The sequence below is a fragment of the Nocardioides marmorisolisilvae genome, from assembly GCF_003725775.1.
GTDB lineage: Bacteria > Actinomycetota > Actinomycetes > Propionibacteriales > Nocardioidaceae > Marmoricola > Marmoricola marmorisolisilvae.
In genome coordinates this window covers 181,189-201,147 of sequence record NZ_RJSG01000002.1, presented here as the reverse complement: position 1 = coordinate 201,147, position 19,959 = coordinate 181,189, and the positions used below count along the sequence as shown (strand labels likewise).

The 19,959-nt window shown below is 71.2% G+C and carries 17 protein-coding genes; 5 read left to right on the top strand and 12 right to left on the bottom strand.

Annotated elements, in window-relative coordinates; translation table 11 throughout:
* Positions 1–48 precede the first annotated feature (48 nt).
* The 3 genes from EFL95_RS04715 to EFL95_RS04705 all read right to left on the bottom strand — a co-directional run bounded on the left by EFL95_RS04715 (position 49) and on the right by EFL95_RS04705 (position 3,275).
* A complete protein-coding gene (locus EFL95_RS04715; RefSeq protein ID WP_123232904.1) occupies positions 49–720 on the bottom strand; it encodes a substrate-binding domain-containing protein in 672 nt (223 codons plus the stop codon).
* Positions 721–752: 32 nt separating this feature from the next.
* Positions 753–2,549, bottom strand: a complete 1,797-nt coding sequence (locus tag EFL95_RS04710; RefSeq protein WP_148044972.1) for a hypothetical protein — start codon at positions 2,547–2,549, stop codon at positions 753–755.
* 162 nt (positions 2,550–2,711) lie between these two features.
* A complete protein-coding gene (locus tag EFL95_RS04705) occupies positions 2,712–3,275 on the bottom strand; it encodes a TetR/AcrR family transcriptional regulator (protein WP_123232902.1) in 564 nt (187 codons plus the stop codon).
* Positions 3,276–3,340: 65 nt separating this feature from the next.
* Here EFL95_RS04705 and EFL95_RS04700 point away from each other — a divergent pair, with 65 nt between their 5' ends.
* From EFL95_RS04700 to EFL95_RS04690, 3 genes are read left to right on the top strand one after another with little or no spacing between them, the layout of a single operon-like run.
* Positions 3,341–4,615: an oxygenase MpaB family protein gene (locus EFL95_RS04700; protein WP_123232901.1), complete on the top strand. Its 1,275-nt coding sequence runs from the start codon at positions 3,341–3,343 to the stop codon at positions 4,613–4,615.
* A 2-nt stretch (positions 4,616–4,617) separates the two neighbouring features.
* On the top strand, positions 4,618–5,667 hold the full coding sequence (locus EFL95_RS04695) for a hypothetical protein (RefSeq protein ID WP_246004807.1): 1,050 nt from the start codon (positions 4,618–4,620) through the stop codon (positions 5,665–5,667).
* A complete protein-coding gene (locus EFL95_RS04690) occupies positions 5,664–6,005 on the top strand; it encodes a DoxX family protein (protein WP_123232899.1) in 342 nt (113 codons plus the stop codon). Before EFL95_RS04695 ends, EFL95_RS04690 begins: the two co-directional genes overlap by 4 nt.
* Here EFL95_RS04690 and EFL95_RS04685 read toward each other — a convergent pair.
* The 9 genes from EFL95_RS04685 to EFL95_RS04645 all read right to left on the bottom strand — a co-directional run bounded on the left by EFL95_RS04685 (position 6,002) and on the right by EFL95_RS04645 (position 14,534).
* Entirely contained in the window at positions 6,002–6,325 is a 324-nt protein-coding gene (locus EFL95_RS04685) for a hypothetical protein (protein WP_123232898.1), read from the bottom strand. The two genes, EFL95_RS04690 and EFL95_RS04685, sit on opposite strands and share 4 nt — an antisense overlap.
* 69 nt (positions 6,326–6,394) lie before the next feature.
* On the bottom strand, positions 6,395–7,474 hold the full coding sequence (locus EFL95_RS04680; RefSeq protein ID WP_123232897.1) for an MCE family protein: 1,080 nt from the start codon (positions 7,472–7,474) through the stop codon (positions 6,395–6,397).
* Positions 7,471–8,589 carry an MCE family protein gene (locus EFL95_RS04675; protein WP_123232896.1) on the bottom strand — a complete coding sequence of 373 codons (1,119 nt, stop codon included), beginning with the start codon at positions 8,587–8,589 and terminating at the stop codon, positions 7,471–7,473. The genes EFL95_RS04680 and EFL95_RS04675 overlap by 4 nt, the downstream gene beginning before the upstream one ends.
* The gene (locus tag EFL95_RS04670) at positions 8,586–9,758 is read right to left on the bottom strand and encodes an MCE family protein (RefSeq protein ID WP_123232895.1); all 1,173 of its coding nucleotides are present in this window, start codon (positions 9,756–9,758) and stop codon (positions 8,586–8,588) included. The genes EFL95_RS04675 and EFL95_RS04670 overlap by 4 nt, the downstream gene beginning before the upstream one ends.
* Positions 9,758–10,726, bottom strand: coding sequence for an MCE family protein (locus tag EFL95_RS04665; protein ID WP_123232894.1), 969 nt, complete (start codon positions 10,724–10,726; stop codon positions 9,758–9,760). Before EFL95_RS04665 ends, EFL95_RS04670 begins: the two co-directional genes overlap by 1 nt.
* Entirely contained in the window at positions 10,723–11,772 is a 1,050-nt protein-coding gene (locus EFL95_RS04660) for an MCE family protein (protein ID WP_183407027.1), read from the bottom strand. The genes EFL95_RS04665 and EFL95_RS04660 overlap by 4 nt, the downstream gene beginning before the upstream one ends.
* 8 nt (positions 11,773–11,780) lie before the next feature.
* Positions 11,781–12,917 carry an MCE family protein gene (locus tag EFL95_RS04655; protein WP_183407026.1) on the bottom strand — a complete coding sequence of 379 codons (1,137 nt, stop codon included), beginning with the start codon at positions 12,915–12,917 and terminating at the stop codon, positions 11,781–11,783.
* Complete coding sequence (locus EFL95_RS04650) at positions 12,914–13,738, bottom strand: MlaE family ABC transporter permease (protein ID WP_246004806.1); 825 nt, start codon at positions 13,736–13,738, stop codon at positions 12,914–12,916. Before EFL95_RS04650 ends, EFL95_RS04655 begins: the two co-directional genes overlap by 4 nt.
* Positions 13,739–13,742: 4 nt before the next feature.
* A complete protein-coding gene (locus EFL95_RS04645; RefSeq protein ID WP_246004805.1) occupies positions 13,743–14,534 on the bottom strand; it encodes an MlaE family ABC transporter permease in 792 nt (263 codons plus the stop codon).
* 129 nt (positions 14,535–14,663) lie between these two features.
* Here EFL95_RS04645 and EFL95_RS04640 point away from each other — a divergent pair, with 129 nt between their 5' ends.
* Both EFL95_RS04640 and EFL95_RS04635 read left to right on the top strand, forming a co-directional pair.
* A complete protein-coding gene (locus EFL95_RS04640) occupies positions 14,664–19,175 on the top strand; it encodes an ATP-dependent helicase (protein WP_246004804.1) in 4,512 nt (1,503 codons plus the stop codon).
* Complete coding sequence (locus EFL95_RS04635) at positions 19,168–19,944, top strand: Fpg/Nei family DNA glycosylase (protein ID WP_123232891.1); 777 nt, start codon at positions 19,168–19,170, stop codon at positions 19,942–19,944. Before EFL95_RS04640 ends, EFL95_RS04635 begins: the two co-directional genes overlap by 8 nt.
* Positions 19,945–19,959 lie beyond the last annotated feature (15 nt).

Here is a 19,959-nt window from a genome sequence, read left to right as displayed (position 1 = left end):
CCCGGCGGCGACGTCGTTGACGCCGTTGGTTACGCCGATCGCCTGCAGCTAGAACGTGTACGTCGCCGCGCTGGCCGGCTGCACGTACAGGTGGATGTCGCCCGCCTGGCCGCCGACCTGGCTCCAGTCGGTGATCTGGCAGGTGTAGATCCCCTTCAGCTGCGCCTTCGTCAGCGGGGCGGTCGGGGCGTAGGCGTTGCCGATGGTGGCGTAGCCGACCGCGTCCTGGCTCTGCGCGAAGAACGTCAGTGCCGCCTCGGTGCCGTCGGTCTTCTTCGCCCGGCTGGCCCGCACGAAGTCGACGCAGTAGGTGGTGCCGTCGACGGTGGACTTGTTGTTCTTGAGGATCTCGGTCAGTCCGCCGTTGGCGCCGTTGGGGCGGACCAGCGAGCAGCCCGGCTTCGTGTTGATCGTCTCGCCGGCGGCGCTCGTCTTCGGGTTGACCGCGTCGTAGGAGGCGATCACCGGGTCGGTCGCGCTGGGCCGGTTGTTGTAGGCGTTCGCGAAGTTGTTCGTCAGCTCCGCGAAGGCGTCCGCTCCGACGCCGGCGAAGACCTGGGTCTGCGTCTTGCCGGTCGGGGCGTCACCGACGGTGCCCGCACCGGTGTCCGGGTTGTAGTTCGGGTCGGCGGTGGCGATCCCGGTGGCGCCGATCGTGAGGATCGCGGCCGCCGCCAGGGCGACCCCGATCCGCCCGAGGCCGGAGGTGTTCTTGCGCATGGAAGTTCCTGCTCTCTTCGAGGTCTCGGAGGTCACTTGACGACCTGCACGGCGGCTGCGTACACGTACTTGCCCTTCGAGGCGGACCGCTTGGTGCCGGCCACCTTGATGACGAAGGAGTGCTTCTTCAGCGCTCCCGTGAAGGTGAAGGTCTTCGTGTACTTCGAGGTGCTGGTCCCGTAGAGGTCGATCAGCGTGCTCTTGCCGTCGACGATCAGGTAGACCTTTCCGGCGGTCGTCCGCTTCTGGAACGTGAGCACCAGCTTCGAGCCGTAGACGTAACCGGTGATCGAGCGCTTGGCGGTCGCGGTGTACAGGCCCTTCTTGTCCGGCGAGTACGTCGTCGAGAACGTCGCCCAGGTGCCGGCCCGCTTGAACAGCGTGTTGCGGATCGCGTAGGTCCCGTAGCCCACCGAACCGGTCGGCGCCGTGATCGCGACCGTCCGGGTCTGCGTCACCGTCGTGGTGCCGTCGGTGGCACTGAGCTCGAGGGCGTAGCTGCCGACCTGCTTGCCCGTGGTCGGGATCGAGGCGGTCCAGACGTTGCCGGCGCCCTTGGTCGCCGCGACCGGCGTACCGGTGCCGAGCTTGAAGGTCACGCCGGTGACGGCGCCGAGCACGTTGGCCGAGGCGCTGATCGCGGTTCCGGCGGGCACCGAGGCCGAGGCGGCCGGGCTCCGGTAGAACGCGACCGGACCGTTGGTGCCGGTCGGGGCCAGCGCGACGCCGCGGAACTCGGTGTTCGCACCGGCCGTGGCCAGCGTCGTCGGGGCGCCGGCGGTGAGGGTGCCGGTCGCCGCCGAGGAGTCCGTCTTCGCGAGCAGGGCGGTCGGCGTGGTGATCGCCAGCTCGACGGCGCCGTTCGGGTTGGTGCCGGTCTTGTTCGCCACCAGGCCCTGGATGCCGGGGACGTCGATCGAACCCTTGGCGACCCAGTTGGTGCCGTTGAAGGAGTACTTGTCGAGCGTCCCGTTGCGGTTGGACGCGTTCGCGACGTACAGGGTGTCCAGGGTGGTGCCGGCGTACCCCGTGCCGTCGATGCGATCCACGAACGCGTACCCGTAGGTCAGCAGGTTCGCCGGGATCGCCTCGTTGGTGGTCGGTGCCGCCGGCAGGTCGGCGAACGACGCCGAGGACGTCGGTACGCCGGAGCCGACGATGCTGAGGCGGTGAGTGAGCAGGCCGCTGGTGAACAGCTGCCCGGACTGCACGCTCAGGCCGTTGAGGTTGTCGCTGGCACTGCCCGCGATCACCGCGGGGGTGCCACCGAACGCGGCGCCGACGATGCCGGACTTGTCGCCGGTCGCCCAGTAGCGGCTGCCGTCGGTCACCGCGGACCGGATGATCGTCGGCGCCTTGGAACCGGTGAGCACCGTGCTGGTGTCGACCCCGCCGTTGGCATCGACGATGCCGACGACGCGACCGACGGTGTTCTTGTCGCTCGCGGTCAGGCTGGTGCCGGACGGGCCGGTGGTGCCGGGCGTCGCGGCGTAGCCGGTGACGGCCAGGTAGTGACCATCCGCGGAGCGGGTGAGCTGACCCTCGGAGCGCGACAGGCCGGCTGCCGTCAGCGGCTTGTTGCCGTCCGCGGTCGTGGTCGGGAGCGCGAGGCTGGCGAAGGGCGCGCCGCCCGCGGCGTGGAAGCTGTCCAGGAAGACCGGAGCCGCGGCGTTGGTCAGCCCGGCCGAGCCGTTGCCGACGCGGTAGACGACGAGGTCGCCACCGGTCCAGGTGTCCGCGTGGGCGCTGCTGGTGGCCAGGAACGGGACGGCTGCGACCGCCAACGCACCTGCTGCGGTGAGTCCCGCGAGCCTGAACGATCTACGCACGAAGATGCCTCTTTCATGAGGAGGTGATCATGAGGTTGTGATTGTGTGCCCGAGAGAGTTTCTTAAGTTATTTAGTAGACAATAGTGGGTAAGAGAACGCGTTGTGGCAAATCGCCACAACGCGTTGTCTCGAATCTCGGGACGCGCGTCCCGCAGAATGGGCTAGCGGGCGGCCTCCCCCGCCAGGAACGCGACCAGGTCCTCGATGTCGTCCGCCGTCGGCTGCGGCAGCGAGTTCTGGCCGTGGGCGAACCCGATGCCGGCGTACACGAGCAAGCCGGCCCGCATCCGGGCTCCCTCGGGCGTGTGACCGAGGTCCACCAGCGCCGCCTGGACCAGCTCGAAGACGAACTGGTCGGACTCCACGATCATCGCGGCGACCTTCGCGTCGCTGCGGGCCCACTCGCGCAGGGCCCGCTCCACGCTGAACGACGGGCCGTCGATGAGCCGCAGGGCCATCGCCCGGATCCGCTCCAGCGGCGGCAGGTCGTCGAGCGCGGACAGGCTGCCGAGCAGGGTGCGGGTCTCGGCGCACCAGCGCTCGGCGATGGCCTCGAGCAGCGCGTCGAGGTCGGCGAAGTGCCAGTAGAAGCTGCCCTTGGTGACCCCGAGCTCCTTGCAGAGCCGGTTGATCTTGATGGCGCCGACGCCCTCGTCCATCACCAACGCCAGGGCGCGCTCGGTCCAGTCCTCGATCGACAGGCGGGAGGAGGCACTGGCGGTCATTGAACAACCTTAGCGAGGAGCGGAGCGCTTGCTGACCCCGTCACCATACCCTAAGGTATGGAGTTATGACCGCCGAGATCAGCGACGTCTCCAGCTCCCGGGAGTGGCGCGCCCCGACGCACTTCCGCTACTGGGAGGCGCGCAACGAACCCGCCTGGCTCAAGCGCGAGAAGCTGGTCAAGAAGCTGTTCAAGCACGACCTCTTCCCCACCGACGAGCACGCCCGGTTCCTGCTCGACGACCTGTACGGCGGGGACCCGGTCGCTGAGCGTTTCGTCGCCGAGGTCTTCTTCGGCCCAGCCGGCCACCAGAAGGGTCGCCAGATGCTGACCCAGGCCCTGGCCGAGGGCATCGAGTCGGTCCCGGACGCGCCGCAGTCGATGATCGACCTGTTCGCCGACTTCAACACCGTCCCCGACTGGGTCGACCGCGAGCAGGTCGAGCTGGGCGCGGAGATCTGGCGCCGCTGGGGCACGATGCTGTTCAACGTCGCCGGCGTGATCACCCTGGAGATCTACACCGAGGCCGGCGTCGCCACTCCGCTGTCGCTGGCCGGCGGCTACGCCGGGGACAACGCGCTGCGCCGCTTCCTGGAGTCCTGCAAGTTCTGGATCGACACCTCCGAGGCCGAGGCGCTCTTCACCCCGGGCTCCGCCGGCCGCACCACCGCGATGCTGGTCCGGGTGATGCACGTCGCGGTCCGCAAGCGCGTGGCCGACCACCCCGAGTGGGACGACGAGCTCTGGGGCCTGCCGATCAGCCAGACCTACATGATGCTGACCCAGATCGGCGGCTCCATCGCCCCCGCGATGGCGCTGTGGGTGCTCGGCTACCAGACCACGCCCAAGGAGATGCGGGCGCTGCTGCACTTCAACCAGTACCAGGGCCACCTGCTCGGCGTGCAGCCGCAGTGGCGCCCCACGACCGTCCGCGACTGCCTCCAGGTCCTCGCGATGTCGACCGCGGCCCGCTCCTACGACTCCGGCGAGCACGGCAAGGAGCTGATCGAGTCCTTCCCGGCCGCGTTCGCCCCGCGCCCCGGCCAGTCCCGGCTCCAGCGGCTGCGGTCGGCGTACAACTTCCGGATCATCGCGGCGTACTGCGGCGTCTGGATGGCCCCGGCCACCCGCAAGCCCTACGACCTGCCCCGGGCCTTCCCGTGGACGTTGATCCTGATCGCCCGTTGGCCGCTGATCACCGTGACCGAGCTGCTGCGCCGGCTCCCGGGCCTGCGCGGCCTGCACAACAAGCTGATGGTCAAGCACCGACTCGGTTGGTACGAGGCCCAGATGGAAGGCCGCGAGGCCGCGTTCGACGCCAGCTCGGCACTGAGGAGATGACTGTGACGATCGTCGAGGCCTGGAACGGCCCCGGACCCAAGGACGCGGTGCTCACCGAGGTCCAGCCCAGCGACCACGGGCTGCACGCCTCGACCAGCAAGCTCGCCTTCGAGCACTGGTACTTCGACGCCCGCCTGGACACCGGCCACACCGTGGTCGCGTTCATCACCAAGCGTCGTCCCGAGGAGCCGCCGTGGGCCAAGCCCTCGGTCGAGCTGCTGATCTACTCCCCCGACGGCACCAAGCGGCAGGTCCGGGCGCACTACCCGAAGACCGAGTCGAGCTTCGCCAGCGATGACGTCGACGCCCAGGTCGGCCCGAACAAGTGCTGGGTCGACCGCTCCGGTGCACTGCCGGTCCAGCACGCCTACCTCGCCGAGGAGGACGTGGTCTTCGACCTCCAGTTCCACAACGAGCTGCCGAGCTGGATGCCGGGCAAGGGCGAGACGCACTACAGCCCGAAGGAGCACTTCGGCTGGGTCGTCGCCGCGCCGCGCGCCCGGGTGACCGGCACCGTGCGGATCGGCGACCAGACCCTGGACGCCGCCGGCATCGGGTACGCCGACCACAACTGGGGCGCAGGCGACATGAAGCGGATCATCGAGCGCTGGCACTGGGGTCGTCTCTACCTCGACGACTACTCCTTCATCTATGCCAACGTGATGACGCAGAAGCGGTTCGACCACCACCGCTCGCAGCCGGTGATGCTCGCCAAGAACGGCGAGATCCTGCTGAGCACCGGCGAGGTCGAGCTGACCGAGGGCCCGATGGTCTTCCACGAGAACGCGAACCGCGAGTACCCGACGTGGGTGCGGATCAACGCGCCGGGCCAGTTCGACCTGCGCCTGGACGTCGAGCGGATCATCGACTCCCAGGACCTCCTCGACGAGGTCCCGGTGATCCGGCGGATCAAGCCGCTGATCCGCAAGCTCGTCGGCCGCCCCGGCTACTTCCGGTTCGACTCGCGCTTCGAGCTGACCGTGCACGAGGACGGCGGCAACACCGTGACCCGGACCGGCAACACCCTGCACGAGATGGTCGCGCTGGCGTGACCGTCCCCGAGGTCGGCGCGCTCGCCCTGGCCGCGATCTTCGGCGCCGGCGGGCTGCAGCAGCTCGCCGGCGTCGACTCCATGCAGGTCCTGGCCAAGCGGGTCGACCTGGAGTACGGCGTCATCCGGGTCGCCGGGTTCTTCCAGACCCTCGGAGCGCTCGGGCTCGTCGCCGGGGTCTTCGTCGCGACCTGGATCGGCATCGCCGCCGGCTGCGGCCTCGCGCTCCAAGCCCTGCTCGGCTGCGGCGCTCACCTGCGGGTCCGGGAACCCGTGCTCGCCTACGCGCCGGCCGCCGTGCTCGGCGCCGCCGCTCTCGCCGTGGCGCTGACCCTCTAGAGCTGAAGGATCGCGGCCGCGACCAGGATCGCGCCGGAGACGACCTCGGGCTCGTGCAGCTCCCCGTCACCGAGCACGTCCCGAGCGGCCGCGCGCACGGCGGCCGTCGGGTCGACGTCGACGAGGGCGTGCGCCAGGACCGTCGCCGCAGCACGGGTGTCGTGCTCGTCGAGACCCTCGAGTGCCAGACCGTTGTGCAGCATCACGGCGGCCTCGCCCATCAGCTCGCGGGCCAGGTCGAGGTCGACCTCGGGGCGCACGGCGGTGACGTCCTCGGCAGCCGCGAGGAAGGGGTCGAGCAACGGATTGGCATCGGCCATGCCGCGAGCGTTCCAGGGCTGATCCGGTGCGGGCAACCAGGTTTCGACAGGTTCGACCAACGGGTCCTGCTAGTGACCGGCGACCCCGCGCGGCACCGAGGACGGCGTCCGGCAACCGATGTCGTCCGGTAGGTCCGAGACGGTCGGGTCCAGCGGCGAGCGCCAGTCCGCGGCCGGGATGTACCCGGTCCGGCACGGCTGCGGGGTCAGTCCGCCCACGAAGGTGAAGTGCGCGCGCCCGTCCCGACCGGGGGTCTGGGCGCTGGCCAGTGCCCACGGGATGGCGACCAGGGTCTCCTCGATGCCGTCGCGGTGCGCATCGAGGAGGCCGGAGATGTCGACGATGTGCGCGAGCAGGTCGGGCAGCTCGGGCGAGAGCCCGTCGGCCAGCAGCTGCAGCTCGCGAGCCGCCCGGGTGCCGTCGGCGAGCACCAGACGGACGTCGCGGTCGCGGTTCGCGAGGACACCGCTGGTGCGGGCCAGGGAGTCGAGGTAGTCGGCGATCGTGCGCGCCTGCAGGTCCTGGGTACCGAGCACGGTCGCGCCCGAGCGCAGCAACGCCTTCGTCGCCGGGAGCGAGGTCTGCGCGGCGTTCAGGATCGTGCGGCTGTTGGTCAGCAGCGCCGCCAGGTCGTTGCCCTCGCCCCCGAAGGCGGTCGCCGACTCGTCGACCACGGTGGCGAGGTCGTCGACGTCGATCGACTTCAGCAGCCGGTCGGTCGCCACGATCAGGTCCTGGTCGCGCACCGGTGTCGTGGTCTGGGCGGTCCGGATCACCGAGCCGTCGTGGAGGTAGGGGCCGTGGTCGGTGTGCGGGACGAGGTCGAGGTACTGCTCACCGACGGCCGAGCGGTTGTGCACCTCCGCGGTCAGGTCCGCGGGGATCTTCCAGCGGTCCTTGATCTGGATCCGCGCGATCACGCCGTCGGTGCGGAAGTCGAGCCGCTGGACCCGTCCGACGGTGAAGCCGCGGTAGGTCACCTCACCGCGCTGGAACAGGCCGCCGCTCTCCTTGAGGTGCACCGAGACCGAGTACGTCGTGGGCAGGAGGGCATCGGTCAGGCCGGCGTACCGGGCTCCGGCGTTGATGACGGCGAGCCCGCCGATCACCAGGAAGACCCAGAGCCGGATCCGGGCGCCGCGGCTCATCGTCCGGTCCCGGTGAGCGAGGCGATCAGGTCGAGCACCGCACCGACGGCGCCCTGGACCGGCGACGTCGTGGTGGTGGTCCCGGACCTGGGCGGGGTGAGCGCGCCGGGCAGGTTCTGCAGCTTCTCGTCGTCGCCGGTCGCGTTGCCGAGCAGGGTCAGCGGCGAGAGGTCGACGAGCACGTCGAGATTCACGTAGTCGCCCTTCACCGCCTTCAGCACCTCGTCGGGGAACGGGAAGCTGAGGACCGTCTCGAGCACCCGCGGCACCGCGTCCCCGGCCTTCTGCAGCTGCTGGAGCACCGGCTCGAGCGCCTTCAGGTCAGCGACCAGGTCGTCGGTGGAACGCCGCAGCAGCGAGCTGGTCACGGTGCCGAACTCGGAGAGCCGGTTGAGCATGGTCACCAGCTGGGTGCGCTGCTGGGCCAGGCTGTGCACCGCCGGCGTGATCGTCGCGACCGCCGCAGCGATCGTCGTGCGGTCGCGGGCGATCTGGCCCGAGAGCCGGTTCACGTTCTCCAGCGTGGCGATGATCGTCGAACGGTTGCGGTCCAGCGTGGTGACGAACTGGTCGAGCTCGCGCAGGAAGGCCTTGGTGCTGCCCTGGTCGCCGAACGCGGTGCCGAGCTCGTGGGTGATGGTCTGCAGCTGCGCGACGCCACCGCCGTTGAGCAGCAGCGACAGGGCGCCCAGCACCTCCTCGACCTCGCGCCCGCGGCTGGTGCTCGCCAGCGCGATGCGGTCACCGTTGCCGAGGTGGCCGGTGGCGTGCGCAGGCTTGGCGAGCTCGACGTACTTCTCCCCCAGCAGGCTGGTCTGCGCGATCCGGGCGGTGGTGTTCGCCGGCAGGTCGAGGTCGCCGCGCAGCTCCAGGGTGACCCGCGCCTGCCACCCGTGCCGGCCGACCTTCGCGACCTTCCCGACGGTGACGCCGTCGTACTTCACCGTCGCGTCCCGGGCCAGGCTGAGCACGTCGCTGAAGTCGGCCGTGACCGTGATCGGGTGCGAGCCCACGTCCGGGCCACCGGGCAGCGGCAGGTCGGACATCCCGGCGAACCCGCAGCCGCCGGTCAGCAGCAGCGCACTCATCAGCGCACCGGTCAGGAGGCGCTTCACAGCAGGCCTCCCATCGAGGTCAGGCTGGCCAGCGGCCCGCTGAACAGACTCGTCCGGCCGCTGGTCGCCGGTGCGGTCGGTGCTGCCGGCGGCGTCGGCAGGGAGTCGAGCCCGCTGCGCAACGGCGTGGTGTCGAGGAACTGGTGCAGCGCGGTGCACAACGGCTGGACCTTCGAACCAGCCTGCTTGACCAGCGCGTCGCAGACCACCTGGTCGAGGATGCGGGCGATCTCGCTGAAGTTCGCCCGGGTGCGCACCGCCTGGGCCTGCGGGTCGTAGGTCTCGGTCAGGTCGGTGAACGCCAACGGCGCGATGGTGAGGATCTCGGTCAGCGCCTGGCGCTCGTTGACCAGCGCCTGGGTGACCGAGCTGAGCCGGCCGACGTCGGTGACCAGCGCGCTGCGGTTCTGAGCGACGAACGTGGAAACCTCGCCCAGCGAGCGGGCCAGGCTGGCCAGCAGGGCCGAGAGCTGGTCGGAGTCCGCGGCGAGCGAACCGGTGACCGAGCTGAGCTCGGTGTTGAAGCGTTGTACGTCGTCGTCGTAGGTGGCGAGCGTCCCGCTGACCGACGCCAGGTGCGTGACCGTGCCGGACAGGTTGCCCGAACCGCGGGCGATGGTGCCGCTGGCGTCGGCGAGTGCCTGGAGCGCGTTCCGGGTCGCGGCCCCGTTGCCGTCGAGCAGGTGCGCGACGGTGCCGAGCGCTCCGGACAGTGCCCCGTTCTTGTTGGCCCCGTCGGGCCCGAGGGCGGTGACCAGGTCCTGGGTGACCTCGAGCGAGCGGTCGAGCTCGACCGGTACCCGCGTGCGCTGCTCGGGGATCACGGCACCGGAGGCGAGCACCGGACCGTCGACGTAGCCGGGAGTGAGCTGGACGAACCGGTCGGCGATCACCGACGGCGCGATCACGACGGCCTTCACGTCCTTGGGCAGCCGGTACTTGGCGTCGTAGGACATGTCGACGCGGACCGCGGTGCCGTGCGGGGTGATCCGGGTGACCTCGCCGATCCGCATCCCCATCACCCGGACGTCGGAGCCCTCGAACAGGCCGACGGTGCGGTCGAACTCGGCCGAGACGGTCCGGGTCTGGTGCCCGCCGAGGATGATCAGCGCGCCGGCGAGCAGCACCAGGACCAGCAACGTCATCGCGGGGATCACCCGCCGGCTCATCACGGGGCGTCCTTCGTGACCGAGTCCGGCAGGTTGGCGATGTAGGAGTCGAACCACGGGCCGCTGCCGATGGTGTCGACGAAGACCCGGGCGAACTTGGCGACGGCGTGCAGCGTCGCCTCGACGTCGTGCTGACGGCGCTCGAGCTGCGCGGTGACCTGACCGAGCGCCGCGAGCGCAGGGGCCAGGGTCGCCTGGTTGTCGCGCACCAGGCCGTGCAGCTGCACGGCGAGCGCGTCGGTGTGCACGATCAGACCGTGGATCGCCTCCCGGCGTCGGTCGAGCTCGGCGAGCAGCAGGCCGGCGTCCCGGACGAGGCCCGCGATGTCGCCCCGGCTGGAGTCGAGCGAGGCGGTCAGCTTCTCCGAACGCGACAGCAGCGCCGAGACGTCGGCGTCGCGGTCCGCGATCGTGCGCGCGATCGTCGAGAGCCCGCGGACCGACGCGCGCACGTCGGGCGCGGCGCCGCGGAAGGTGGTGGTGATCGAGGACAGCGCCGTCTCGAGCTGCTTCGTGTCGATCGGCGCCGTGGTCTCGGTGAAGTCGCCGAGCGCTGCCGTGACGTCGTACGCCGGTCGGGTCCGGCTGACCGGGATGGTGCCGGTCAGGGTGCCGCCGCCGGCCGGGATCACCTGCAGGTACTTGCTGCCGAGCAGGTTGCCGACCTTGATCCGCGCAGTGGTCCGCGACCCGAGCTTGATGCCGTCGGCGACGGTGAAGCGCACCTCGATGTGGCCGCGACCCATCGCGAGCCCGCGCACCTCGCCGACCCGGACCCCGGCGACCTCGACCCGGTCGCCCTTCTCGATCCCGCTGGCGTCGACGAAGTCTGCCCGCACCTCGCGACCGCCGTGCCCGATCACCGGCAGCCGGCCGGCGTTCATCGCCGCGAAGATCAGCAGTGCGGTGATCGCCAGCCCGATGGCTCCGGCGTACGCCGGGCGACGCGGGGTCGTCCGGGCGCTCACGACTGGCACCTCTTCGCGGTGTCGACGACGTGCACCTGCTCGAGCGCCGCGGTCAGCCAGTTGTCGGTGGCCGGGACCCCGGTGGCGAGGTGGATCCGGACGCCGCAGACGTAGTAGTTGAACCAGGACCCGTACGCCGCGGTCGCGGTCAGCCGGCGCAGCTTGTCCGGCAGGTGGTTGAGCGCGTGGTCGATCTCGGCATGGCCGGTCGGCGAGGACAGCGTCTCCATCACGGCCTGGAGGGCTGCGATGTCGGCCTTGATCGACGGGCGACCGCGCGCCAGCAGCGTGGTCGAGAGCCGGGTGAGCTCGTCGATGTGGCCGATCGCCGCCCCGACGTCGGTGCGCTGGGACGCCAACCCGCCGGCGAGCTGGCGCAGCTGGCCGATCAGCTCCTCGAGCTGGGTGTGGTGGTCGGCGATCGACCCGACGGCACCGTTGAGGTTCTGCACGACGTCGTTGATCAGCTGGTCGCGCTCGGCCAGGCCGGTCGTCAGCGAGGCGGTCTTGGCGATCAGGTGCTGCACCGTCGAGCCGTCGCCCTGCAGGGTGCGCACGATGTCGAGGGTGAGCTTGTTGACGTCGCTCGGCGAGAGCGCGACCAGCAGCGGCTTGAACCCGTCGAGCAGGTCGTCGAGGTCGAGAGCCGGCTGGGTGCGGTCGGTGCCGATCACGCGGCGCGGCGACTGCTGTGGGCCGCCGTCCCCCTCGGTCACCGCGAGGTAGCGGTTGCCGGCCAGGTCCAGGTAGCGGATCTCGGCGCGCGAGGTGGTCAGCAGCGGCAGGTCCTTCGCCACGGTGAAGCTGACCTCCGCCTTCGCGTCCGGCGTCACCGAGACACCGGTGACCTTGCCGACCGCGACACCCGCGACCCGGACGTCGTCACCCGGCACGAGCCGGCTCGCCGACGTGAAAACCGCCCGGTAGCCGGTGGTGGCGGTGTGCGAGCCGAACGGGCGGATGGTGGCGGCGATCGTGACCGTCACCACCAGCGCCACGACGGCGAAGATCCCGAGCCGGATCGCGGCGCCCCGGGTGCTGGGCATGGCGGTGCTCATCGCGCACCGCCGGGCATCAGCAGTCCGGCCAGGCTGGTGTCGCCGGCGCCGTCGTTCAGGTTCACCGCGCCGTACGGGATGGGCGCCACCGGCAGGCCGCGACAGGCGGGCCCGGTGCCGAGGTCGCCGAGCACGAGCGCGTCGGCCGGCGTGTAACCGCGAGCCTGGGCCCCGATCGTGAAGTGTCCCTGGAAGGACCCGTTGCGGATCTGCTTGGCCGACTCCGCCTCGACCTGGAGGAATCCGCCGATGGTGCAGACGAGCTCGGGCGAGTACTCGGCGAGGAGCTCGGAGATCGGCCTGGCCAGCTGCGCACTCTCGGCGAGGCGGTCGGCGTTCGCCTTCACCAACGAGGTCCCGCTGGTGGCGGCTCCGGTCACCGCCGCGATGAAGGCGGAGACCGTGTCGGGACGCGCGGTCAGCGACCGCGAGGTGACGGTCGCGTTGCGCAGCAGCGCCAGGAAGTCGGGCGCGTCGACGGCGTACTGGCCGCTGACCCGCTGCAGCAGCGCCAGGTCGCGCTCGAAGGTCGGGGTCTGCTCGTTCAGCTCGCCGAGGTAGCGACCGCCGGCGTTGAGCAGGTCGGCGAGGTCCTGACCGTGGCCGGAGAGGCCGTCGGCCAGGCCGCCGAGGGCGGCCGAGAGCTGCTCGGGGTGGACGGCGCGCAGCACCGGGTCGAGGTCGTCGAGGACGTCGGTCAGCTCGACCGCCTCGGCACTGCGGTCCTCGGCGATCACCGAGCCGTTGACCAGGTGCCCTGCCGCGGTCGTCGAGCTCGAGGACAGCTCGACGAACTTCTGCCCGAACAAGGTGGTCGGCAGGATCCGGGCGACCACGTCGCGCGGGATCCGGCGGGCATCGCCGCTGTCGATCTGCAGGCTGACCCGGACCCCGTTCGGGCCGCCGTCGACCGCGGAGACCCGGCCGACGATGGCGCCGTTCATCCGGACGTCGCCGCCGACGTTGAGCTGCTGCCCGGCCTGGCGGGCCTTGACGACCACGGTGACGTGGTCGGTGAACACGTGCTGGTACGACGCGATCGAGACCCAGACCAGCAGCGCGATGACGAGGACGTAGAGCAGACCCACGGCCTCGAGACGACGAGCCGGTACGCCGGCCTGGAGCGCCTTCACCCGGTGATCCGAACGGTGGTGCTCGAACCCCAGATGGCGAACGAGATGAAGAAGTCGCTGACGGTGAGCACCACGATCGAGGTGCGGATCGCCTGCCCGACGGCGATGCCGACACCGGCGGGACCGCCACCGGCGAAGAAGCCGTAGTAGCAGTGGATCAGGATGATCACGATCGCGAAGACGAAGACCTTGAGGAACGACCAGCCCACGTCCGCGGGTGAGAGGTACTGGCTGAAGTAGTGGTCGAAGGTGCCGTGCGACTGCCCGAAGTAGCTGACGGTCACCAACCGCGTCGCCAGGTAGGAGGCGAACAGCCCGATCGCGTAGAGCGGGGTGACGGCCAGGACCGCGGCCACCATCCGGGTGGTGACCAGGAACGGGATCGAGGGCACCGCCATCACCTCGAGGGCGTCGACCTCCTCCCCGATCCGCATCGCACCGAGCTGCGCGGTGAAGCCGCAGCCGATGGTCGCGGCCATCGCCACCCCGGCGATCAGCGGTGCCGACTCCCGGGTGTTGAAGTACGCCGAGAGGAACGCGGAGAAGTTGGTCGCGCCGATCTGGTCCAGCGTCGAGTGGCTCTGCAGCCCGACCTCGGCGCCGATCGCGAAGGACAGCGCGATCATCACGCCCACGGTGCCGCCGACGACGGCCATGCCGCCACTCCCGAGGGCGATGTCGGCGAGCACCTTCATCGTCTCGCGGCGGTAGCGGGTGAACGCCCGCGGTGCCTGGGCGACCGAGCGGCCGTAGAACTCCAGCTGGTGTCCCAGCCGTCGCAGGGACGCACGGGTGCTGTCGATCGGGTCGAGGATCGCCACGGCGTCAGCCGCCCTGCGGGTAGAGCTGGAAGTAGGCCACGCTCATCAGGTAGTTGGCACCGAAGAGCAGCAGGAACGTGACGACCACCGACTCGTTGACCGCCTGGCCGACGCCCTTGGGCCCGCCCTTCACGTGCAGGCCCTTGTAGCTGCCCACCACCGCGGCGATCGCGCCGAAGACCAGGCCCTTGAGCAGGCTCGCGTAGAGGTCGGGCCGGGTGGCCAGTGCCCGGAACGACTCGACGTAGACCCCGGACGTGCCGTGCTGGAGGACGACGTTGAAGAAGTAGCCGCCGCCGATCCCGACCCCCATCACCAGACCGGTGAGGAGGACGGCGACCGCCATCGCCGCGGCGACCCGCGGCACCACGAGGCGGGTGATCACGTTGACGCCCAGGGTGCGCAGGGCGTCGATCTCCTCGCGGATCATCCGGCTGCCGAAGTCGGCGCAGATCGCCGACCCGCCGGCACCGGCCAGCAGCAGCGCCGTCGCCAGTGGAGCGCCCTCGCGCAGGATCGAGACCACCGAGGCGGCGCCGGCGAAGCTCTGCGCGCCGAGCTGCTGGGTCAGGCTGCCGACCTGGAGCGCCACCACCGCGCCGAGCGGGATCGAGACCAGGGCGGTCGGGACGATCACCACGCGCGCCAGCTGCCAGCCCTGGTCGATCGCCTCGCGCCAGTGGAACGGCGGGCGGAAGAAGCCGCGCAGGACCTCGCCGACGAAGCCGAAGAAGAGGCCCAGGGAGTCGAGGATCGTGAGCGTGCGCCCGCGCACGCGAGCGACGGTGTCCGACACGTATCGCTCCTTCGGGCCCGGGGTCGTGATGGGTACCATACCCCTGGGTACGGTGGTTTTGTCCAGTACTCAGATCAACGAGCCAGCGGCCGGATCGGCACTGTCGGAACGCTGCGACATGATGACTCGGTGGAGCAGTTCAGCGAGGCGACCCGAACCTGGTTCGAGGCTGCCTTCGCCGCGCCCACCCCCGCACAGACCGGTGCCTGGGACGCGATCTCCGCGGGGCGGCACGCGCTGGTCGTCGCCCCGACCGGCTCCGGCAAGACCCTGGCCGCGTTCCTGTGGTCGATCGACCGGATCGCGACCGAGCCCCGACCGGCGGAGAAGCTGAAGCGCTGCCGCGTTCTCTACGTCTCCCCGCTCAAGGCACTGGCCGTCGACGTCGAGCGGAACCTGCGGGCACCGATGGCCGGGATCCGGCACACCGCAGAGCGGCTCGGCAGCGAGGTCCCGGAGATCACCGTCGGCGTGCGTTCCGGCGACACCAGCGCCGGAGACCGCCGCAAGCTGCAGACCACTCCGCCGGACATCCTGATCACCACGCCCGAGTCGCTCTTCCTGATGCTGACCTCGCAGGCGCGGGAGTCGCTGCGCGGCATCGAGACCGTGATCGTCGACGAGGTGCACGCCGTCGCCGGCACCAAGCGCGGCGCGCACCTGGCCCTGACCCTCGAGCGGCTGGACGCACTGCTCGATCGGCCCGCCCAGCGGGTCGGGCTCTCCGCGACGGTCCGCCCGATCGAGGAGGTCGCCCGGTTCCTCGGCGGCACCGCTCCGGTCGAGGTGGTCGCGCCGCCGTCGGAGAAGACCTGGGACCTGAAGGTCGTCGTCCCGATCGAGGACATGACGGCGCTCGACACTGACGACGAGTCGCCGCGGTCCGGCTCGATCTGGCCGCACGTCGAGGAACGCGCCGTCGACCTGATCGAGGCGCACACCTCCACGATCGTGTTCGCCAACTCGCGGCGGCTGGCCGAGCGGCTGACGGCGCGTCTCAACGAGATCGCCGACGCCCGCTCCGGGGTGGTTGAGCCTGTCGAAACCCCGGTACGAACGCCGGCACAGATGATGGCCCAGTCCGGCCAGTCGAACGGCGCCCCCGCCGTCATCGCCCGCGCCCACCACGGGTCGGTGTCCAAGGAGCAGCGCGCCGTCATCGAGGACGACCTCAAGCGCGGCCGCCTCCCCTGCGTCGTCGCCACCTCCAGCCTCGAGCTCGGCATCGACATGGGCGCGGTCGACCTGGTCATCCAGATCGAGTCGCCGCCGTCGGTGGCCAGCGCGTTGCAGCGCGTCGGTCGTGCCGGCCACCAGGTCGGTGAGACCTCGCGCGGCGTGCTGTTCCCCAAGCACCGCGGCGACCTGGTGCCGACGGCGGTCGCGGTCGAACGGATGCGGTCGGGCGGCATCGAGGCGATGCGGATCCCGACCAACCCGCTGGACGTGCTTGCCCAGCAGGTCGTGGCCGCGACGGCCCTCGAGCCGTGGAACGCCGACGATCTCTTCGACCTGGTGCGTCGCACCGCCTCGTTCGCGGGTCTCCCCCGGAGCGCCTACGACGCCACTCTCGACCTGCTCTCCGGCCGCTACCCGAGCGACGAGTTCGCCGAGCTGCGGCCGCGGATCGTCTGGGACCGGATCACCGGCACCCTGACCAGCCGCCCGGGCGCGCAGCGGCTCGCGGTGACCAGCGGCGGCACCATCCCGGACCGCGGCATGTTCGGCGTCTTCCTCGTCGGGGAACGGGCCAGCCGGGTCGGTGAGCTCGACGAGGAGATGGTCTACGAGTCCCGGGTCGGCGATCTGTTCACGCTCGGCACCAGCACCTGGCGGATCGAGGACATCACCCACGACCGGGTGCTGGTCTCCCCTGCCCCGGGGCAGCCAGGCCGCCTTCCCTTCTGGACCGGCGACGGTCTGGGTCGGCCGGCCGAGCTCGGTGAGGCGATCGGCGCCTTCACCCGCGAGGTCTCGGCGCTCAGCCCCAAGGACGCGGTCAAGCGTGCCCGCGACGCCGGGCTCGACGAGTGGGCGGCCGACAACCTGATCGCCCTGCTCGCCGAGCAGCGCGAAGCCACCAACGTGGTGCCCCACGACCGCCAGCTGGTGATCGAGCGCTTCCGCGACGAGCTCGGCGACTGGCGGCTGGTCGTGCACTCCCCGTTCGGCACGCCCGTGCACGCGCCCTGGGCCTTGGCCATCAACGCGCGGTTGCGCGAGCGCTACGGCGTCGACGCCCAGGCGATGGCCGCTGACGACGGCATCGTGCTGCGCATCCCCGAGACCGATCAGGACCCGCCCGGTGCGGAGCTGATCGCCTTCGAACCCGACGAGATCGAGCAGCTGGTCACCACCGAGGTCGGCGGGTCCGCCCTGTTCGCCGCCCGGTTCCGCGAGTGCGCCGCACGGGCTCTGCTGCTGCCGCGTCGCGACCCCGGCCGTCGTTCTCCGCTGTGGCAGCAGCGCCAGCGCTCGGCCCAGCTGCTCGAGGTCGCCTCCCGCTACCCGTCGTTCCCGATCGTGCTGGAGACCGTGCGCGAGGTGCTCCAGGACGTGTACGACGTCCCGGCCCTGGTCGGCGTGCAGCGTCAGATCGCCGAACGCCGGATCCAGCTGGTCGACGTCGCCACCCACCGCGCCTCACCCTTCGCCCAGTCGCTGCTCTTCGGCTACGTCGCCGCGTTCATGTACGAGGGCGACTCCCCGATCGCCGAGCGCCGGGCCGCAGCACTGACCCTCGACCAGGGCCTGCTCGCCGAGCTGCTGGGCCGCGCCGAGCTGCGCGAGCTGCTCGACCCCGAGGTGCTGGCCGAGGTCGAGGCCGAGCTGCAACGCACCGCCGAGGACCGGCGCGCCCGCGACGCCGAGGGGCTCATCGACGTCATCCGGCTGGTCGGGCCGCTCTCCACCCAGGAGCTCGCCGCCCGTTCGCAGGTGGAGGTCACCGACGCGCTCGCACTGCTGAGCCAGGCCCGCCGGATCGTCGAGGTCCGCGTTGCCGGAGAGGCTCGCTGGGCCGTCGTCGAGGACGTCGGCCGACTCCGCGACGGGCTCGGGGTCCCGGTGCCGCCCGGTACGCCGGACGCGTTCGTCGACCCGGTCGAGGATCCGCTCGGTGACCTGATCGCCCGCTACGCCCGCACCCATGGTCCCTTCACCACGAACGAGGTCGCCGACCGGCTCGGCCTCGGGGTCGCGGTGGCCCGCCAGACCCTGATCCGGCTCTCCAGCCAGGGTCGGGTGCTCGAGGGCGAGTTCCGTCCGACCGGCGCCGGCAGCGAGTGGTGCGATGCGGAGGTCCTGCGCAAGCTGCGACGACGCTCACTGGCCCGACTCCGCCACGAGGTGGAGCCGGTCGAACCCAGCACCCTCGGACGGTTCCTCCCGGCCTGGCAGCACGTCGCGGCCAGCGGGTCCCGCGGGCTGCGCGGCCCGGACGGCGTACTCGCGGTGGCCGAGCAGCTCGCTGGCTGCGCGGTACCGGCCTCCGCACTCGAGTCGCTGGTGCTGCCGGCTCGGGTCGTGGACTACCAACCCGCGTTCCTCGACGAGCTGACCGCCGCGGGCGAGCTGCTCTGGGCCGGGCACGGCGGGATCACCGGAGCCGACGGATGGGTCTCCCTGCACCCCGCCGACACCGCCCCGCTCACCCTGCCTGCTCCGTCCGAGCTCGAGGTCGGTCCGGACCACCAGGCCGTGCTGGACGTGCTCGCCGGCGGCGGCGCCTTCTTCTTCCGCCAGCTCTCCCAGCAGCTGGCGAGCACCGACGACGGTGCGCTGGCCTCTCTGGTCTGGGAGCTCGTCTGGTCCGGCCGGGTCGGCAACGACACCCTGGCTCCGCTGCGCGGACTCACCCGGTCCGGCGGGGGCAGCCACCGGGTGCGGCGTACGGCACCGCGGGCGCGGGTGAGCCCCGGGGGCCGGGCGCGGATGCCGTCGCGGACCGGACCCGCCGACATGGCCGGGCGCTGGTTCCTGCTGCCCGACGTCGAGACCGACCCGACCCGGCGGGCGCTCGCCGCGGCCGAGGGTCTGCTCGAACGGCACGGTGTCGTGACCCGCGGAGCAGTGATGAGCGAACGGACGCCGGGCGGTTTCGCCTCGGCGTACCGGGTGCTGGCCGGGTTCGAGGACTCCGGCCGCGCCCGACGCGGCTACTTCGTCGAGAGCCTCGGCGCCGCCCAATTCGGCACCGCCGGCGCGATCGACCGGCTTCGCACCCACGGACCGACCGACTCCGACGAGAAGCCTGTCGGCGTCACCCTGGCCGCCACGGACCCGGCGAACCCGTACGGCGCCGCCCTGCCCTGGCCGGTTTCGACAGGCTCCACCACCGAGTCCCGGGGCCACCGACCCGGGCGCAAGGCCGGCGCCCTGGTGGTGCTCGTCGACGGCGAGCTCGCCCTGTACGTCGAACGCGGCGGTCGCACCTTGCTGACCTTCTCGGACGAGGACGCGATCACCGCAGTAGCGATCAACAGCCTCGGCACCGCGGTCCGTCGCGGCGCGTTGGGCAAGCTGACCGTCGAGAAGGCCGACGGGGCCGGCATCCTCGGCCCGGACTCCGCCGAGATCAGGCTCGCCCTGGAGGCTGCCGGGTTCGTCGCGACCAGCAAAGGACTGAGGCTGCGTGCCTGAAGGTGACACCGTCTACCAGACGGCGCGACGGCTCGACGCACTCAGCGGCCAGGTGCTGACGGCCAGCGACTTCCGGATCCCGAGCCTGGCGACCAGCGACCTGTCCGGACGGACCGTGCTCGAGACGATCAGCCGCGGCAAGCACCTGCTGATCCGGTTCGAGGACGGGATGACCCTGCACTCGCACCTGAAGATGGAGGGCGCCTGGGACGTGCAGGCCGTCGGCGGCAAGCGGCGCCGACCCGAGCACGAGATCCGGGCGATCCTGCGCACCGAGAAGACCGAGGCGATCGGCTACTCGGTGCTGCTCGACCTGGTGCCGACCCCCGGCGAGTCCAGCGTCGTCGGGCACCTGGGGCCGGACCTGCTCGGACCCGACTGGGACGCCGAGGAAGCAGTCCGCCGGCTCCGGCGCCTGCCGCACATCCCCGTCGGCGAGGCACTGCTCGACCAGCGCAACCTGGCCGGCATCGGCAACATCTACCGCGCCGAGGCCTGCTTCGTCGCCGGGTTCGACCCGCACACCCCGGTCGCCGACGTCGACAACCTGCCGCGCCTGGTCGCGATCGCCCAGCGGATGCTGGAGATCCACAAGGACCGCCACAGCCGCGTCACGACCGGGGACAAGCGGCCCGGACGTCGGATGTGGGTCTACGGCCGGCGCGGCCCGTGCCTGCGCTGCGGTACCCCGATCCGCACCGGGGAGCTCGGTCCGGAAGGTCAGGAACGCACCGTCTGGTGGTGCCCGTCCTGTCAACCGGCGCGCTGAGACCGTCCCCCGCTG

Excerpts from the sequence above, each read along its gene's own strand:
- EFL95_RS04685 (WP_123232898.1), bottom strand. The coding sequence starts at position 6,325 with ATGGCCGATGCCAATCCGTTGCTCGACCCCTTCCTCGCGGCTGCCGAG.
- EFL95_RS04700 (WP_123232901.1), top strand. The coding sequence starts at position 3,341 with ATGACCGCCGAGATCAGCGACGTCTCCAGCTCCCGGGAGTGGCGCGCC.
- EFL95_RS04680 (WP_123232897.1), bottom strand. The coding sequence starts at position 7,474 with ATGAGCCGCGGCGCCCGGATCCGGCTCTGGGTCTTCCTGGTGATCGGC.
- EFL95_RS04660 (WP_183407027.1), bottom strand. The coding sequence starts at position 11,772 with ATGCCCAGCACCCGGGGCGCCGCGATCCGGCTCGGGATCTTCGCCGTC.
- EFL95_RS04715 (WP_123232904.1), bottom strand. The coding sequence starts at position 720 with ATGCGCAAGAACACCTCCGGCCTCGGGCGGATCGGGGTCGCCCTGGCG.
- EFL95_RS04670 (WP_123232895.1), bottom strand. The coding sequence starts at position 9,758 with ATGAGCCGGCGGGTGATCCCCGCGATGACGTTGCTGGTCCTGGTGCTG.
- EFL95_RS04705 (WP_123232902.1), bottom strand. The coding sequence starts at position 3,275 with ATGACCGCCAGTGCCTCCTCCCGCCTGTCGATCGAGGACTGGACCGAG.